Origin of the sequence: Dankookia rubra (assembly GCF_004355005.1) — a bacterium.
Taxonomy (GTDB): Bacteria; Pseudomonadota; Alphaproteobacteria; order Acetobacterales; family Acetobacteraceae; genus Paracraurococcus; species Paracraurococcus ruber_A.
Genome location: NZ_SMSJ01000106.1, coordinates 1 through 15,470 on the forward strand (window position 1 = coordinate 1; position 15,470 = coordinate 15,470).

19 protein-coding genes and 3 pseudogenes are annotated in these 15,470 nt (G+C 68.9%); 17 read left to right on the forward strand and 5 right to left on the reverse strand.

Annotation, left to right across the window (positions count from 1 at the left end; all coding sequences use genetic code 11):
• On the reverse strand, nucleotides 1-315 hold a 315-nt coding region (gene tnpA / locus E2C06_RS31505; RefSeq protein WP_165982784.1), incomplete at its 3' end, for an IS66-like element accessory protein TnpA.
• 405 nt (nucleotides 316-720) lie between these two features.
• A complete protein-coding gene (locus E2C06_RS31510) occupies nucleotides 721-1,539 on the reverse strand; it encodes a TIGR03619 family F420-dependent LLM class oxidoreductase (RefSeq protein WP_133292539.1) in 819 nt (272 codons plus the stop codon).
• A 223-nt stretch (nucleotides 1,540-1,762) separates the two neighbouring features.
• Here E2C06_RS31510 and E2C06_RS31515 point away from each other — a divergent pair, with 223 nt between their 5' ends.
• The 3 genes and pseudogenes from E2C06_RS31515 to E2C06_RS39880 all read left to right on the forward strand — a co-directional run bounded on the left by E2C06_RS31515 (nucleotide 1,763) and on the right by E2C06_RS39880 (nucleotide 3,029).
• Nucleotides 1,763-2,233, forward strand: a complete 471-nt coding sequence (locus E2C06_RS31515; RefSeq protein WP_133292540.1) for an H-NS histone family protein — start codon at nucleotides 1,763-1,765, stop codon at nucleotides 2,231-2,233.
• A 402-nt stretch (nucleotides 2,234-2,635) separates the two neighbouring features.
• Nucleotides 2,636-2,725 (forward strand): annotated as a pseudogene (locus tag E2C06_RS40940) (hypothetical protein); the annotation flags it as partial.
• A gap of 52 nt (nucleotides 2,726-2,777) precedes the next feature.
• Nucleotides 2,778-3,029, forward strand: a complete 252-nt coding sequence (locus E2C06_RS39880) for a recombinase family protein (protein WP_241671563.1) — start codon at nucleotides 2,778-2,780, stop codon at nucleotides 3,027-3,029.
• Between the two features lie 567 nt (nucleotides 3,030-3,596).
• Here the strand turns inward: E2C06_RS39880 and E2C06_RS41105 are convergent.
• A pseudogene (locus tag E2C06_RS41105) lies at nucleotides 3,597-4,033 on the reverse strand (integrase core domain-containing protein); the annotation flags it as partial.
• A 15-nt stretch (nucleotides 4,034-4,048) separates the two neighbouring features.
• Nucleotides 4,049-4,210 (reverse strand): transposase, encoded by a 162-nt coding sequence (locus tag E2C06_RS41110; protein ID WP_370451506.1) that lies wholly within the window; start codon nucleotides 4,208-4,210, stop codon nucleotides 4,049-4,051.
• Between the two features lie 368 nt (nucleotides 4,211-4,578).
• Here E2C06_RS41110 and E2C06_RS31530 point away from each other — a divergent pair, with 368 nt between their 5' ends.
• From E2C06_RS31530 to E2C06_RS31595, 14 genes are all read left to right on the forward strand, one after another.
• Nucleotides 4,579-5,226 carry a peroxiredoxin gene (locus tag E2C06_RS31530; protein ID WP_277751907.1) on the forward strand — a complete coding sequence of 216 codons (648 nt, stop codon included), beginning with the start codon at nucleotides 4,579-4,581 and terminating at the stop codon, nucleotides 5,224-5,226.
• Nucleotides 5,223-5,663, forward strand: coding sequence for an ArsR/SmtB family transcription factor (locus tag E2C06_RS31535; RefSeq protein WP_133292542.1), 441 nt, complete (start codon nucleotides 5,223-5,225; stop codon nucleotides 5,661-5,663). The genes E2C06_RS31530 and E2C06_RS31535 overlap by 4 nt, the downstream gene beginning before the upstream one ends.
• A complete protein-coding gene (locus E2C06_RS31540; RefSeq protein ID WP_206664777.1) occupies nucleotides 5,660-6,430 on the forward strand; it encodes a sulfite exporter TauE/SafE family protein in 771 nt (256 codons plus the stop codon). Before E2C06_RS31535 ends, E2C06_RS31540 begins: the two co-directional genes overlap by 4 nt.
• Nucleotides 6,431-6,459: 29 nt before the next feature.
• Nucleotides 6,460-7,353, forward strand: coding sequence for an MBL fold metallo-hydrolase (locus E2C06_RS31545; protein WP_133292555.1), 894 nt, complete (start codon nucleotides 6,460-6,462; stop codon nucleotides 7,351-7,353).
• Nucleotides 7,354-7,376: 23 nt separating this feature from the next.
• Nucleotides 7,377-9,050, forward strand: a complete 1,674-nt coding sequence (locus tag E2C06_RS31550; RefSeq protein ID WP_133292543.1) for a bifunctional protein tyrosine phosphatase family protein/NAD(P)/FAD-dependent oxidoreductase — start codon at nucleotides 7,377-7,379, stop codon at nucleotides 9,048-9,050.
• Nucleotides 9,051-9,067: 17 nt separating this feature from the next.
• Nucleotides 9,068-9,490: a YeeE/YedE family protein gene (locus E2C06_RS31555; protein WP_133292544.1), complete on the forward strand. Its 423-nt coding sequence runs from the start codon at nucleotides 9,068-9,070 to the stop codon at nucleotides 9,488-9,490.
• A 16-nt stretch (nucleotides 9,491-9,506) separates the two neighbouring features.
• A complete protein-coding gene (locus E2C06_RS31560) occupies nucleotides 9,507-9,947 on the forward strand; it encodes a DUF6691 family protein (RefSeq protein WP_193560527.1) in 441 nt (146 codons plus the stop codon).
• Between the two features lie 139 nt (nucleotides 9,948-10,086).
• On the forward strand, nucleotides 10,087-10,527 hold the full coding sequence (trxC, locus tag E2C06_RS31565; RefSeq protein ID WP_133292546.1) for a thioredoxin TrxC: 441 nt from the start codon (nucleotides 10,087-10,089) through the stop codon (nucleotides 10,525-10,527).
• Nucleotides 10,528-10,588: 61 nt separating this feature from the next.
• On the forward strand, nucleotides 10,589-10,789 hold the full coding sequence (locus tag E2C06_RS31570; protein ID WP_133292547.1) for a YgaP family membrane protein: 201 nt from the start codon (nucleotides 10,589-10,591) through the stop codon (nucleotides 10,787-10,789).
• 9 nt (nucleotides 10,790-10,798) lie between these two features.
• The gene (locus E2C06_RS31575; RefSeq protein WP_133292548.1) at nucleotides 10,799-11,941 is read left to right on the forward strand and encodes an efflux RND transporter periplasmic adaptor subunit; all 1,143 of its coding nucleotides are present in this window, start codon (nucleotides 10,799-10,801) and stop codon (nucleotides 11,939-11,941) included.
• Entirely contained in the window at nucleotides 11,938-13,149 is a 1,212-nt protein-coding gene (locus E2C06_RS31580; RefSeq protein ID WP_133292549.1) for an ABC transporter permease, read from the forward strand. Before E2C06_RS31575 ends, E2C06_RS31580 begins: the two co-directional genes overlap by 4 nt.
• Nucleotides 13,146-13,841, forward strand: a complete 696-nt coding sequence (locus E2C06_RS31585; protein ID WP_133292550.1) for an ABC transporter ATP-binding protein — start codon at nucleotides 13,146-13,148, stop codon at nucleotides 13,839-13,841. Before E2C06_RS31580 ends, E2C06_RS31585 begins: the two co-directional genes overlap by 4 nt.
• Before the next feature lie 126 nt (nucleotides 13,842-13,967).
• Nucleotides 13,968-14,984 carry a permease gene (locus E2C06_RS31590; protein ID WP_206664778.1) on the forward strand — a complete coding sequence of 339 codons (1,017 nt, stop codon included), beginning with the start codon at nucleotides 13,968-13,970 and terminating at the stop codon, nucleotides 14,982-14,984.
• Nucleotides 14,985-14,996: 12 nt separating this feature from the next.
• Nucleotides 14,997-15,233, forward strand: coding sequence for a thioredoxin family protein (locus E2C06_RS31595; protein ID WP_133292552.1), 237 nt, complete (start codon nucleotides 14,997-14,999; stop codon nucleotides 15,231-15,233).
• Nucleotides 15,234-15,342: 109 nt separating this feature from the next.
• Here E2C06_RS31595 and E2C06_RS31600 read toward each other — a convergent pair.
• A pseudogene (locus E2C06_RS31600) lies at nucleotides 15,343-15,470 on the reverse strand (IS481 family transposase); the annotation flags it as partial.

Below are 15,470 nucleotides of genomic sequence, written 5' to 3' on the forward strand. Positions count from 1 at the left end.
GATCTCGATCGCCGCAACTTTCCGGGATGATGGTAGCGGCGCAGGCTCCGGTTCGGGCAGCACCTCGTCCTGACGATCGGCGACGGCAACGCGGACCGGCACGAACTCCGGCGTCGGCTCGGCCGCCAGCAAGCCGTCCCGGGCCTGCCGCCGCCACTGGAACACCAGGCTACGGTAGACCCCGTGCCGGGCCGCCACCTCTGCCACCTGCACGCCTGGCGCATCGCATTCGGCCAGGATGCGGAGCTTGTCCGCCACGCTCCAACGCCGACGCCGCTCGCGCCCGGTGATGATCTCGACCGTCCCGCTGCCCATGACCTTACAGACGACCTTACGCCCGACGTTAAGGCCGCCAGCCTCCTAGCACGGGTGACGGCGCGGCGAAGAGCGGGGCCCGGAGGTGCAAGCCCCGCCGCGCAACCTTATCGTCGCGCCTCCTTTGCGGCACCCGTGCGCCCTGGTGTCGGCCGCGCTGACTGCCAGTTCTTGACCGCGTGCTCATAAGCACGCTCTGCCTCCCGGGCGACCTCGATCTCGCGGTCGCGGAGTTCCTTGACGTGGTAGGTGCGGCTCGGCCCGGGCTTGTTTCCCTTGCGCATGGGCTGCCCGGCCTGCAACTCCATGGACCTGACTTTGTGGGCCACCAGCGCTGGACGCACACGACAGTAGCAAGAGTCGCGAACGGTAGCCAAAGGACCAATCGGATTCACCAGCATTCAGCTACGTCACCAAGGAGCCAACCCCATCCATCACCTTCTCCCAGTCATCGACATTTCGATCCTGCGGCGCGACCAGAAGATGCTCAACCCCGATTGCTGCGTAGCCATCGACCAACGCGCGGAGGACGCCACGATCCTGACCGTCCCATTGCACCCGCATGGAGATCGTGAAGTCCGCGTTGGGGCGTGCTGCTCGTAATCGTCGCACTACCGGGGCTGCCTCATTCGCCGACAGCCCGCTACCATGCCAACCGTTTCCAATTCTGATCGTCCGTCGCAAGGCTGGTTCTGAGCTACCGCCGAACCAAAGCGGTATCTGACTGACTGGCATGGGCGTCATGGTCATCTCCTTGATCTCGGCGGAGATGAAGCGGCTCTCGAACGTCACCGGATCCTCGGACCAGACGGCCCGCATCATGGCGATGCCTTCGTCAAGCCGCCGGCCTCGCTCCTCAAAGGGTACGCCGAGCGCCGAGAATTCCTCCTTCAGCCAGCCAGAGCCGGCGCCGAGAATCAGCCGTCCCTCGGAGAAGTTGTGCAGCGTTGCAAGCTCCTTTGCCAACGGCAAAGGGTGGCGCATCGGCAGCACCAGCACCGAAGTCCCCAGCTTAATCCGCTTGGTTACCGCCGCGGCCCAGGTGAGGGACAGGACGGGATCGAAGAACAATGGCGAGCGTGGGAACTTGGCACGCGGCACAATGATGTGCTCGCTGACCCAAACGTCCTCGATACCTACGTCCTCCGCGCGCTCGGCATGCTGCCGAATCAGCGCCGGCACTGCCTGCTCGCCGGCGTGGGGCAAATGGATGCCGTATTTCATTGCGCTTTTACTTTCGTCCTGACCGCGGCCGTATGTTCAGCCGGTCTCCCCGAGGGCGCAATCCCCAGTCCAGAGCAGTCGGCTCGGTTGCCCGCCACGAAAGTGGATTGTGGGTACGGAAACTATAGCATGGAAATCATAAAAGCAGGTCATTTGGCTTGGCTTTTCGGTACGAGGCACAGCGGCGTATAAGCACAAGGTCATTCTCACTGGAGAAGCTCCGATGGCCAAAGCATCATCAAGCCGGCTTCGCACACAGCGGGTCCAAAATTCTAATGCACAGGAGGCATCGCTGGAGACCCATCGGGACGAGAGTGCCGAGCAGCCAGCATTTATCAAACCGCTAGAAAATCTGACTATCGGCGAGCTGCGTAGGGTCATCACCTTCGCCGAGGCGCGCATTCAACAGCGCGAGGCTGGCGAAAAGGCGGCGACCCGGGAGGAGCTTAGAAAGCTGGCACAGGAGCGTGGGTTCAGCATGACCGATCTTTTCGGCGAGCTTGCTCCGCCTGCTCCTGTTAAGCGGGGACGAAAGTTGGGTGAGACCGGCAAGGCGGACCGGGCGCCCATCGAGGCCAAATACAAAGGGCCCAACGGGGAGCTGTGGAGCGGACGGGGAAGGATGCCGAAATGGCTTCATGCTGCTGAGGCTGAAGGCAAGGCGAGGGACAGCTTTCTGATAAAATCCATATAGCGGCGATTTTAGCAGTTTGCTCTGACACACAATGTCCATAGCTTCTTCGCAAGTCGCAACGAATCCAGCGCCAAGGGCAGCTATTATCGTCTACGGTGGCGCAGAGACCCGCTGAAGCCATGGGCCTATCGAGCAGCAGTTTGCTACGCGGTGGAGATCGATCGGGTCTGAACCGCCGGGCAGGGGCACAGCGGATTCGGGTTAGAGGCCCAGCAGGCCAGTGTGCGGGCCTTCGCTGCCGCCCAAAGATGGACGCTGGTCGCCAAGCATTCCCATCGCCAGCGACAAAGATGACCGCCGGCCAAGCTTTCAGGCAGCGCTGGCCCGCTGCCGCCAGCTTGGCGCGGTGCTGGTTGCTGCCCGCCTCGATCGGATCACCAGGTTGCCCACACCCTCTCCGGCTTGCTGGAGGAAGGCTGCGCGATACCGGCGGCCGACACGCCCGACGCCGACGACCTGATGCGCATCTACGCCGCCATGGCGCAGAAGGAGCGGGAGCTGATCAGCGAGCGGACCAGGGCGGCGTTGCGAGCCGCCAAGGCGCGTGGCGCCGTGCTGGGCGGCGACAGGGGCTATCGGCCAGCGGGAGGGCCCCAGCGCTGCGGCAGCCGCCCAGGCGCGGCGGCTTGCTGCGGAGCGGGCAGCGCATCGGCTGGCGTTGGAGATAGAGCGGCTGCGGGCCGAGGGCATCATCGGCCAGGCGGCGATCGCGCGGACGCTAATGGAGCGAAGGGTGCCGACACCGCGGGGCGGCACCGAATGGACCCACACGACGGTGGCGCAGGTGGCGATCTGACTGCCTCGTTCTAACCTGATTCGTGGAAGAAATGCGGCTGCGGCATCAGGTCCGCTCTGCGCTCAATCCGGACGGGCAGCGTCGCCTCCCCGCATTCAAAATCCGGAGATCATTTCGTTCGGCATTCTGGGCCGTGAATGAGGCATCGCCATCGGCAATTGCGGTCCACGTCGTCGCAACCTGACACAGCGCGGCAGTTGCGCCGAAGCCGTGGGCCGATGCTCATTGCACCTGCCCTGCGCCTGGGCACAGTGTCCGCAAACGGACCCGAGTGGATCCTCGGACAGTGCCGCCCCCGTTTTCTACCGCCATCTGCAGCTCGGCTTGGCCAAGGAAGCCGAGACGGTCAGCAAGGACAGCGTAGACTGCCGCAACTGTCGTTCGGACCAGAACCGTCCGGCCCTCGTGCAAGGCCGTGTGGAGCCGTCCTTGAGATCGATCGTCACACAGGTACATGCCGGGGCACACTGGTTATGGCCAACCTGAGAGGCGACGAGCCAACCCGAATAGCGGCGAGGGCAGATGTGACCAGCTCCCATCGTGTGGTCCGGGCGAAATTTTAATGGATCACTGCCCTGGCTGCTCCTGAGCCGATCCGCGGCCTGGCCATTGGCACCGTCTCCGGGGCGGAAGGGCGCTAGCCCAGCGACGAGTGCGGCCGAACCCAGTTGTAGTGCTGCCTCCATTCCTCGATCAGCACCTGAGCTTCCCGGAGCGTGTCGAACACCTCGCCGTTCAGCAACTCGCCGCGCCGCTTGCCATTGAAGGATTCGACGTAGCCGTTCTCCTAGAGGCTTGCCTTCTCGATACAGGCCGTCTTCGTGCCAACGCTGATGACCCAGGCTTTGACCGCCTCGGTGATGAATTCAGGCCCTTGGTCCGGGCGGATATGCGCGGGCGTCCCCATGCGCGAAGAAAAGGTCGGTTAGCACATCGATCACATCCGATGAGCTGAGCTTGCGCGCGACCCGGATCGCCAGCGCCTCGCGCGTGAACTCGTCGAGCTTTACCTGGTCCACCTACAGGCCGCCGTACTCCGACCGCCAGCGGTAGTAACTCGGCGCTGTCACCCCGATCGACCGTACCGCGTCGGTCACCGGCCTGCCCTGGCCCACCAGAACCTCGACCTGCCGCAGCTTGGCGACGATCTCCTCCGGCGTGTGCGCCTTCTTCCGCGCCATCCCAGCCTCCTCCGTAGCCGCCGGACTACCTTACCGGCGGACTACTTCTACAGGGGCAGGTCACCAGCACTCCAACCGGGTCCGGCTCCGCTCGTCGCTGGGCCACCGCCCTCCCGCCCCGGAGGCGCGGCCAGTGGACAGGCCGCGGATCAGCTCAGGAGCAAGCGCGGCAGTGGGCCACCAAAATTTCACCCGGCCTACTCGATGAGGGCTGCTCAGGGCTGCTTCACAGGTGAAACGGCGGCAACACCTCACTTGACATTATATAATATATAAATACATATATCATACCTCCTTAGGTTGGCCCCATGCCGATACCGTCCGACGCCCCGCCCCCCGATCCCGCCCTACGCGACGCAGCCCCGGCCCTGCCTGAGCTCCTTACGGGGTGGACTCCGCGCCTCGGCGCGCCGGCAATGCCCTTCCGCGTGCGCACCACCCAGGGCGAGCGCAGCCTCGCCGACTACCGTGGCCGCTGGCTGCTGCTGTTCTCCCACCCCGCTGACTTCACTCCGGTCTGCACCTCGGAGTTCATCGCCTTCGCCCGCGCCCATGACCGCTTCCAGGCGCTCGGCTGCGACCTGCTCGGCCTCTCGGTCGACAGCCTCTTCGCCCACCTCGCCTGGGTTCGCAGTATCGAGGCCGGCTTCGGCGTCGAGATCCCCTTTCCCATCGCCGAGGACATCTCGATGGGACTGGCGCGCGCCTACGGCATGCTCCACCCGGCCGATACCAGCACCGCGACCGTCCGCGGCAGCTTCCTGATCGACCCCGCCGGCACCATCCGGATGCTGTCCTACTACCCCATGACCACCGGCCGCAGCGTCGAGGAGCTGCTGCGCACCCTGGCGGCGCTGCAGGAAAGCGACGCCTCCGGCCTGTCCACCCCGGCCGACTGGCAGCCCGGCGAGGACGGCGTGATGCCGCCGCCGCAGACCCTGCAGGAAGCCGCCGCGCGCAGCGCCGCCGGTGCCCCGGACTGGTACTACCTGCCGCAGGCGAGGACAGAGCCATGAATAGCGGCACCCCGGCCGGCTGCGACCCGGAAGCCGCGGCCGAATTCCTCCGTGCGCTCGCTCACCCGATGCGTCTTCGCATCCTTTGCCGGCTGCTGGAGGGCGAGCTGGCGGTCGCCGGCTTCGAGGCCGAGCTCGGCCTGCGGCAGCCCAACCTTTCCCAGCAACTCGCGGCGCTGCGCGAGGCGGGGCTGGTGGCGACGCGGCGCGAGGCCAAGTCGGTCGTCTACCGCCTCGCCGATGACCGCGTCGCCGGCGTGCTGGACACGGTGCGCCTCGCCATGGGCGACGCCGCGCCGCTGGCAAGGATAGCGGTCACCATGCCGCAGCCCCGGGCCACCGCCACCCAGGCCGCGCCGCCCCGGCCCTCCGGCGAGGCCGGTGTCTTCGCCACGGCCGGCTGGGACATGCCTGCTGGCAAGGGCGCGCGGCCATGATGCAGGCGATCCTCTCGCTCGGCTCCGGCGGCATCGTCGGCTTCGTGCTCGGCCTGATCGGCGGCGGCGGCTCCATCGTCGCCACGCCGCTGCTGCTCTACGCGGTCGGCCTTTCGCCGCATGTAGCGCTCGGCACCGGCGCGCTCGCCGTCTCGGCCAATGCCTTCGTCAATTTCGCCGGGCATGCACGGGCCGGCAACGTCCGCTGGGGCGTCGCCACGGTGTTCTCGCTGGCCGGCGTCCTCGGGGCGCTGGCCGGCTCGACCCTCGGCAAGGCGATCGATGGCGAGCGGCTCATCCTGCTGTTCGCCTTCATGATGATCGTGATCGGTGGCGCCATGCTGCGGCCGCGGCGCGGCGGCGCGGCCGCGGCGTCCGTCCCGCTGACCCGCGCCGTCGCGATGCGCGTCGGCGGCGTCGGCCTCGGCGTCGGCTTGCTCTCCGGCTTCTTTGGGATCGGCGGCGGCTTCCTGATCGTGCCCGGCCTGATCCTGGCGACCGGCATGTCGATGATCAACGCTGTCGGCACCTCGCTGCTCGCGGTCGGCGTCTTCGGCCTGGCCACCGCCATGAACTACGCCGCGTCGGGCCTGGTGGACTGGGTGGTTGCCGGGCAGTTCATCGCCGGTGGCATCGCCGGCGGCTGGCTTGGCATGCGCGCCGCCTGCAGCCTCGCCACCGACCGCAACATGCTGAACCGCATCTTCGCCGGCATCGTCTTCATCGTGGCCCTCTACATCATCTGGCGCTCGGTAGGCCACGCATGACAGCCCCGCGCCACAAGAAGGACATCGCCATGTCGGACATCCCCGCGGGCCTCGACACCGGCACAAAGCCGGAGGTCACGCCCTTCTTCGACCCGGACACCAACACCATCAGCTACGTGGTGAAGGATCCCGGCTCGACCGCCTGCGCTGTCGTCGACAGCGTGCTCGACCTCGATTGGGCGGCCGGCCGCATCGCCACCCGCTCGGCGGACGCGATCATCGCCCATATCCGCGAGCACGGCCTCAGCCTCGAGTGGTTGATCGAGACGCATGTGCATGCCGACCACCTCTCGGCCTCGCCCTACATCCAGCAGCGGCTCGGCGGCCGCATCGGCATCGGCGACCGCATCACCGTGGTGCAGGACAGCTTCGGCAAGGTGTTCAACGAGGGCACCGAATTCCGCCGCGACGGCAGCCAGTTCGACCGGCTGTTCCGGGATGGCGACACCTACGCGATCGGCGGCATGGCGGCGGTGGCGCTGCACACGCCCGGCCACACCCCCGCCTGCATGACGCATGTGATGGGCGACGCCGCCTTCGTCGGCGACACGCTGTTCATGCCGGATGGCGGCACCGCGCGGGCCGACTTCCCCGGGGGCGATGCCGGCGTGCTCTACCGCTCCATCCGGCGCGTGCTCGCGTTGCCGCCGGAGACGCGGCTGTTCATGTGCCACGACTACGGCCCGAACGGGCGGGAGATCCGCTGGGAGACGACCGTCGCCGAGGAACGCGCCCATAACATCCATGTCCGCGACGGCATCGGGGAGGACGAGTTCGTCGCCATGCGCACCACGCGCGACGCGACGCTCGGGATGCCGCGGCTGATCATCCCCTCGATCCAGGTCAACATGCATGCCGGACAGCTGCCAGCGCCCGGCCCGGACGGCAAGCGGTTCCTCAAGGTGCCGCTGGACGCCTTCTGAAAGCAGCAGAGGAGGGACGCGCAATGGACGTGAAACGCCTGTCCGAGACCGTCTCGGTCGCGCCGCAGATCCGGCCGGCGGAGGTGGCCGATCTCGCCGCCCTCGGCTTCCGCGCCGTCGTCTGCAACCGGCCGGACGGCGAGGGCCCCGACCAGCCCGGCTTCGCGGAGATCGCCAACGCCGCCGCCGAAGCGGGGCTCGAGGCCGCCTGCCTGCCGGTGGTCTCCGGCAAGGTGACCGACGAGGACGCCACCGGCTTCGGCCATCTGCTCGACCGGCTGCCGAAGCCCGTGCTCGCCTATTGCCGCACCGGCACGCGCTCGGCGACGCTCTGGTCGCTGGCCGAGGCGGCACGCGGCCGCGCCCTGCCGGAGATCGTCGCCACGGCGAAGGCGGCCGGCTACGACATGACCGGTGTCGCCCGCCGCATCGCCAATGGTGGCCGCACTCCGACCACCACCGGCGAGGTGCGGCACGAGGTCGTGGTGGTCGGCGGCGGCGCTGCCGGCATCGCCGTCGCCGCCAGCCTCAAGGCGCGCAGCCCCGACCTCGACATCGCTATCATCGACCCGGCGGATATCCACTACTACCAGCCCGGCTGGACGATGGTGGGCGGCGGCGTCTTCGCCGCTCGCACCACGGCGCGCACCATGGCGTCGCTCATCCCGCGCGGTGTCGCCTGGATCAAGGCCGCGGTCGCCGCCTTCGAGCCGGCGAACAACGCCGTCATCCTCGATGGCTGCCGGGTCGTCACCTATGGCCGGCTGGTCGTCGCCCCAGGCCTCAAGCTCGACTGGGGCGGCATCGAGGGGCTGTCCGGGACGCTGGGGCAGAACGGCGTCACCTCCAACTACCGCTACGACCTCGCGCCCTATACCTGGGAGCTGGTGCGGGGCCTCAAGCGCGGCACCGCGATCTTCACTCAGCCGCCGATGCCGATCAAATGCGCTGGGGCGCCGCAGAAGGCGATGTACCTCTCTGCCGACCACTGGCAGCGCAGTGGCGTGCTCGGCGACATCCGCATCGAATTCTGCAACGCTGGCGGCGTGCTGTTCGGGGTGAAGGACTATGTGCCGGCGCTGATGGACTACGTCGAGCGTTACGGCATCCACCTCGACTTCCAGGAGCGGCTGACGCGGGTGGACGGGCCGGCACGGACCGCCTGGTTCACCCGCACCGGCCCCGACGGCGCAGCGGAACAGGTCGAACGCCGCTTCGACATGCTGCACGTGGTGCCGCCGCAGACGGCGCCCGACTTCCTGAAGGCTTCGCCGCTAGCCGATGCCGCGGGCTGGCTGGACGTCGACCCGGCGACGCTCCGCCATGCGCGTCTCTCCGGCATCTACGGCCTCGGTGATGCCTGCAACGCACCGAATGCCAAGACCGCCGCCGCAGCCCGCAAGCAGGCGCCGATCGTCGCGCACAACCTGCTGCGCGACATGGGCGCGGTACAGGGGGGCGACGCTCTCTACGACGGCTACGGCTCCTGCCCGCTGACCGTCGAGCGCGGGCGCATCGTGCTGGCCGAATTCGGCTATGGCGGCAGGCTGCTGCCGAGCTTCCCTGCCTGGCTGATCGACGGCCGGCGGCCGAGCCGCCTCGCCTGGCTGCTGAAGGAGCGCATGCTCCCCTGGATCTACTGGAAGGCGATGCTGCGCGGCCGGGAATGGCTGGCGCAGCCGGAGCTTGCGGGCTGAGGCACGGGAGGCATTGGATGACGCAGTTCACACCTTATTCAGCCGCGGCGGGCGGCGCGCTGATCGGCGCGTCGGCGGCGCTGCTCTGGGTCGCGCTCGGCCGCGTCGCCGGCATCAGCGGCATCCTCGGCGGGCTTGCCGGGGCGCCCGCCGGCGAGCCTGGCTGGCGGCTCGCCTTCCTCGCTGGGCTGGTCGCGGCGCCGCTGCTCTATGTCGCGACCTTCGGCGCGCCGGAGGTGCTGATCGCGGCGGATCCGGTACGCCTCGCCGTGGCGGGACTGCTGGTCGGCTTCGGCACGCGGCTCGGCACCGGCTGCACCAGCGGGCACGGCGTCTGCGGCATCGCCCGGCTCTCGCCGCGCTCGATCGCGGCGACCGGAATCTTCATGGCGACGGCAACAGCGACAGTTTTTCTGTCGCGCCACGTACTGGGGGGCTGAGCCAGTGCCGCGAATCATGGCCGCCCTCGCCGCCGGCCTGCTGTTCGGCCTCGGCCTCGTTGTCTCGGGCATGGTGAACCCGGCGAAGGTCCTCGGCTTCCTCGATGTTGCCGGCGACTGGGACCCCAGCCTTGCCTTCGTCATGGCGGCGGCGATCCCGGTGGCGACGCTCGGCTTCCGGCTCGGCGGCCGGATGCAGGCACCGCTCTGCGCCACGGCCTTCGCGCCGCCGGCGCGCCGGCGGATCGACGCCCGCCTGCTCGGCGGCGCGGCGCTCTTCGGCGTCGGCTGGGGACTTGCCGGCTTCTGCCCGGGGCCGGCCCTGGCCTCACTCAGCTTCGGCGGATGGCGCGCGCTGGCCTTCGTGGCGGCGATGCTGGTCGGGATGGGACTTTTCCGTCTGGCGGAGCGTGGCGGCACGACCGGCGCGGAACAGCCGGCGGCGCGGCCGGGCTGACCGGCGGACGAGGAAGGCCTTACGGAGCACGGAACGATGCGTCCGCGATTGCACCGTTGCGGCCGCTTGGTGCCGATCCAGGATCAGCCGCGCGCCAACCCCGGCGCGCCCGCGCCACCAACTGACGGAGGAACCCGCTATGGACACGCCGCTGCAGGTCGTCTGCCCACATTGCGACGCCATCAACCGCGTCCCGGCCGCGCGGCTCGGCGACGGCCCACGCTGCGGCGAATGCCGCGCCGCTCTGTTCGAAGCCAAGCCCTTCGCCCTGTCGGAGGCGCGGTTCCGCCGCCACCTCAAGCACAGCGGCATCCCGTTGCTGGTGGATTTCTGGGCTTCTTGGTGCGGCCCGTGCCGCGCCATGGCGCCCGCCTTCGAGGAGGCGGCGCGGACGCTTGAGCCGCGCCTGCGGCTGGTCAAGGTCTCGACCGAGGAGGCACCGCAGCTTGCCGCCGAGCTGGCGATCCGCAGCATCCCGACGCTCGCCCTGTTCGCCGGCGGGCGCGAGGTCGCGCGCCAGGCCGGCGCCCTGCCTGCCCGCAATATCGTCGCTTGGGCGGACGCCAACGCGGCCGCTTGAGCCAGCGCAATGCGTGTCCGGAACCATCCGGTACTCTCCGCGCATTGGCAGGAGAACGGACATGACACGCAACGTGGGTGGCATCGACAAAGGGCTGCGGATCGTGGCCGGCTTGGTTCTCCTCACACTCGGCTGGTTCGGCCCGCTTGGCTGGTGGGGGCTGATCGGCCTCGTGCCATTGGTGACCGGGCTGATCGGCACTTGCCCGGTCTACAGCCTGCTCGGCGTGAACACCTGTCCGCTCGACCGGCGTAGTGCCTGATCCAACCCGATGCGCCGCAGCGGCGTCCTCGCCGGGTTCGCGCTGGTCTGCATCGCCGGTGCCGGCGCGGTCTGGGCGCTGCGCCACCGGCCGCTCGACCTGCCCGTGGCGCGGCTGGAACAGGACGTGCCGGTGCGCGTCTTCGGCCTCGGCACGATGGAGGCGCAGGTCACCTCCCGCATCGGCTTCGAGGTCGCCGGCACGCTGGTCGCGGTGCTGGCCGACCATGGCGACCGGGTCGTGGCCGGGCAGGTCCTGGCACGGCTCAACCCGACGGCTCAGCAGGCCCGCGTCGCCAGATCCACGGCCGGGCTGCAAAGCGCCGAGGCACAGCAGCTGCGCGTCGCCGCCGCGTTGGAACGCGCCGCCGCCCAGGCGCAGCAGAAGCGCAGCCAGGCCAGCCGCCGGCGGGAGCTCGCCGCCCGCGGCAATGCCTCGGTCGAGGTCGCGGAACTGGCGGAGACCGAGGCGGTGATCGCCACCGCCGACCTGGCCGTGGCCCGGGCCGACCTGGCGGTGGCTCGCGCCGCCCTGGCCGATGCGCAGGCCGGGTTGCTTGCCGAGCAGACCACGCTAGCGAAGCACACCCTGGCTGCGCCCTACGACGCGCTGGTGGTCGGCCGGCAGCGCGAACCGGGCACCGCCCTGGCGCCGGGCGAGGTGGTCTACACCCTGGTCGATGCCGCCACGCTCTGGGCCCTGGCCTATGTGGATGAAGGCCGCGCCGGGCAGATCCGCGAAGGCCAGCCGGCGGTGCTGCGCCTGCGCTCCCTGCCGGGGGAGGCCTTCGCCGCGCGGGTGGTTCGGATCGGTCTTGAAAGCGACCGGGTGACGGAGGAGCGGCGCATCTACGCCCGCTGCGAGACCTGCCCGCCACGGATCATCCTCGGCGAGCAGGTGCAGTTGGAGATCGAGACCGGCCGCCTGCCAAGCGCCCGCCTGGTGCCGGAAACCGCAGTTGAAGGCTTCGACGGCGCCACCGGCCAGGTCTGGACCATTGAGGACGGCGTGCTGCGTCGGCGGGACGTCCGCTTCATCGCCCGGACCCTGGATGCGCGGCTGGCCTTGGACCCGGACGTGCCGGAGGCGTTGGCGGTGGTGACCCGGGTTTCGGGTGCCATGCAGGAAGGCCGGGCGGCGCGGCCGCGATGAACTTGGCGCTGCGCGACATCCGCCACAACCTGGGGCGCTTCCTGCTGACCTGCCTCGGCCTTGGCCTGCTGCTCGGCGTGGCGCTGGCCATGGTGGGGATCTATGGCGGGGTGGTCGAGGAGGCGCTGTCCCTGGCGCGCGGCCTGCGCGCCGATCTTTGGGTGGTCGAGGGCGGCAGCCGCGGCCCCTTCGCCGAGGCCAGCCGCATCCCCGGCGACGTGCGCGAGGCGGTGGCCCGGCTGCCCGGCGTGACCCCGGCCGGCAGCCTGACATTCCAGACCGTCGAGGCGCGCCATGCCGGCGGCCCTGGCGGCAACGAGCCCCCGAGCGAGGAGCTGGTGCGCGAACGAGCCGGCGAGGCCGGGCGGCAACGCATCGGAGCGGTGTTGCGGCTGCAGGTGGTCGGCTACGAGCCGGACCGGCCGGGCGGCCCGCCCGGGATCCTGCAAGGCCGCGGCATCGGCCGCGGCCGGCTGGAGATGGTGCTGGACCGCAGCGCCGGCGTGCCGCTCGGCGCCATGGTGGAGATGGCCAATATCCGCTACCGCGTCGTCGGCTTCAGCACCCGTACGGTCTCCACCGGCGGCGACCCGCTGGCCTGGATCACCCTGCGGGACAGCCAGGACCTGCAATTCCGGCTGAACCCGCCGGCGGCGCGGCGGGCGCAGCAGGGCGGCGGCGGCGCGCTGCCGCAGGACACGGTGAATGCGGTCATCGCCCGGATTTCCCCGCATGCCGACCCGGCGGCGGTTGCCGCCGAGATCCGCCGCTGGAAGCATTTCGCGGCGCTGACCGCGGCCGAGCAGGAGCAGGTTCTGACCCGCAGCGTGGTGGACCGCGCCCGCAAGCAGCTCGGGCTGTTCACCACCGTGCTGCTGCTGGTCTCGGCGGTGATCGTCGCGCTGATCATCTACACGCTGACGATGGACAAGATGCGCGAGATCGCCACCCTGAAGCTGATCGGTGCGCCGGATGCCACCATCGTCGCGCTGGTGATGCAGCAGGCGATGCTGCTGGGCGCCGTCAGCTTCGCCGGCGGCGCGGCGCTGCTGCTGGCGGTGAAGGACAACTTCCCGCGCCGGGTGGTGCTGGGACCGGAGGAAGTCGCCGGCTTCGGCCTGCTGGTCTTCGTCATCTGCCTCGTCGCCAGCCTGCTCGGCGTGCGCTACGCGCTGCGGGTCGAGCCGGCCCAGGCCCTGGGCGGATGAGTCCGCTGGTCGAGCTGCAGGGCATCGCCAAGGGCTTCGGCGAGGGCGAGGCGCGGGTCCAGGCGCTGTCCGACATCACCCTGAGCGTCGCCGCCGGCGAGGTGGTCGGCCTGCGCGGTCCCTCCGGCAGCGGCAAGTCCACGCTGCTGAACCTGGTCGCCTGCATCCTGGAGCCGGACGAGGGCGTCCTTCGCCTGGCCGACGAGACGGTGTGGCAGGGACGCTGGGCCAAGGCCGACCTGCGGGCGCTGCGCCGCCGGGCAATCGGCTTCATCTTCCAGTTCCACAACCTGCTGCCCTTCCTCGATGCCACCGATAACGTCGCCCTGGCGATGACGCTCAACGATGTCCCGCTCGCCAAGGCGCGCGACCGGGCCCGCGCCCTGCTCGACTATCTGCAGATCGGCAAGCGGGCCGGTGCGATGCCCGCCAAGCTATCGGGCGGCGAGGCGCAGCGGGTGGCGATCGCCCGGGCTCTGGCCAACCAGCCGCATATCATCCTGGCGGACGAGCCGACCGCGGCGCTCGATTCTGAACGCGCCCAGGTGGTGATGGACCTGCTGCGCCGGGTGGCGCGGGAACAGGCTGCCGCGGTGCTGGTGGTGACACATGACGACAAGATCTTCAGCCGGTTCGATCGACTGGTGAGTTTGCGCGACGGGCGCATTGAGGGCGAAATGCGGCCGGGCTGATCCCTGCCGGGTGTTGCGCTGCCTCAAAGCGTGGCGCCGGGGGGCGGGCGCAGGCTGCTGCCAAGCCGAATGGCAGATGCCATCCGCAAGAAGGATCTCCCAATGGTGGCCCGAAGCCTCCGTCCCATGGGTTTCGACCCTACGCTGCTGTGGCTGCTCGCGGCGCCAGTCTGGGTGCTGTTGTACGCCTCCCTGGTGCCGCTCGCCGACCTGGCCTTCGGGCTCACGCCGCTGGTGCGGGACACGCGGCTCGGCGAGGCAGTCTGGTTCTTCGCCTATGACACGCCGAAGGTGCTGCTGCTCCTCACCGGTGTGGTCTTCGCCATGGGGATCGTCCGCTCCTTCTTCTCGCCGGAACGCACCCGCGCTCTGCTGGCCGGGCGGCGGGAGGGTGTCGGCAATGCCATGGCGGCATCGCTTGGCATCGTCACGCCCTTCTGCTCCTGCTCGGCCATTCCGCTGTTCATCGGCTTCGTCTCGGCCGGCGTGCCGCTCGGCGTGACCTTCTCCTTCCTGATCGCGGCACCGATGGTCAACGAGGTCGCCCTCAGCCTGCTGTTCGCCATGCTCGGCTGGAGGATCGCGCTGACCTATCTGACCTTCGGGCTTGCCATTGCGATCGGCGCCGGCTGGGTCATCGGCAAGCTGAGGCTCGAAGGCTGGCTGGAGCCCTGGGTCCTGAAGATACAAGCCAACGCCGCTGAGATGCCTGCAGCATCGATCACCTGGTCCGACCGCATTCGCGCTGGCATCGACGCGGTGCGCGAGGTCGTCGGCCGTGTCTGGTACTGGATCATCGCCGGCATCGCGGTGGGCGCGCTGATCCACGGCTATGCGCCCGAGGAATTGCTCGCCTCGATCATGGGCAAGGATGCCTGGTGGTCGGTGCCGGCCGCGGTCCTGATCGGCGTCCCGATGTATTCCAACGCCGCAGGCATTATCCCCGTGGTGGAGGCCCTGCTCGGCAAGGGCGCGGCGCTCGGCACCGTGCTCGCCTTCATGATGTCAGTCACCGCGCTGTCGCTGCCGGAGACGGTGATCCTGCGCAAGGTATTGTCGATGAAGCTGGTCGTGGTTTTCGCTGGCATCGTGACGATCGGCATCCTCGCTGTCGGCTTCCTGTTCAACCTGCTGTTGGTCTGAGGGATCGTTGCCATGAAGAGCATCAAGGTGCTGGGTCCGGGTTGCAAGCGTTGTGAAACGGTGTCGCAGATGGTCAGCGATGCTGCCGCTAGGCTTGGCGTCGAGGTTTCGGTCGAGAAGGTCAGCGACTACGCCGAGATCGCCGGCTTCGGTATCGTCTCGACACCGGGCTTGGTAGTCGATGGCAAGGTCGTCCACGCAGGTGGGTTGCCGAAGCCCGAGGACGTGGCACGCTGGATTGGTGGATGAACCTGGGTACGCGCGGCGCCCACACGCAGACCGCTGCAGGGCGAAACGACTCCTGAGTACGGCGCTACTTTGAATAAGCCGAGCCAGAAGGACAAATCTTTCGACCGGCCTAGGTGTTTGGTCCCAGGGTTTCGTGGTGCGGGTTTGCTGTGAAGCGCTGCGGCTCCGCCGTCCATGCTTTGCAGATGAATTCGTATGGCGTTAGGCCGCGTAGTCGCTTGAGGCGGCGACCGAAGT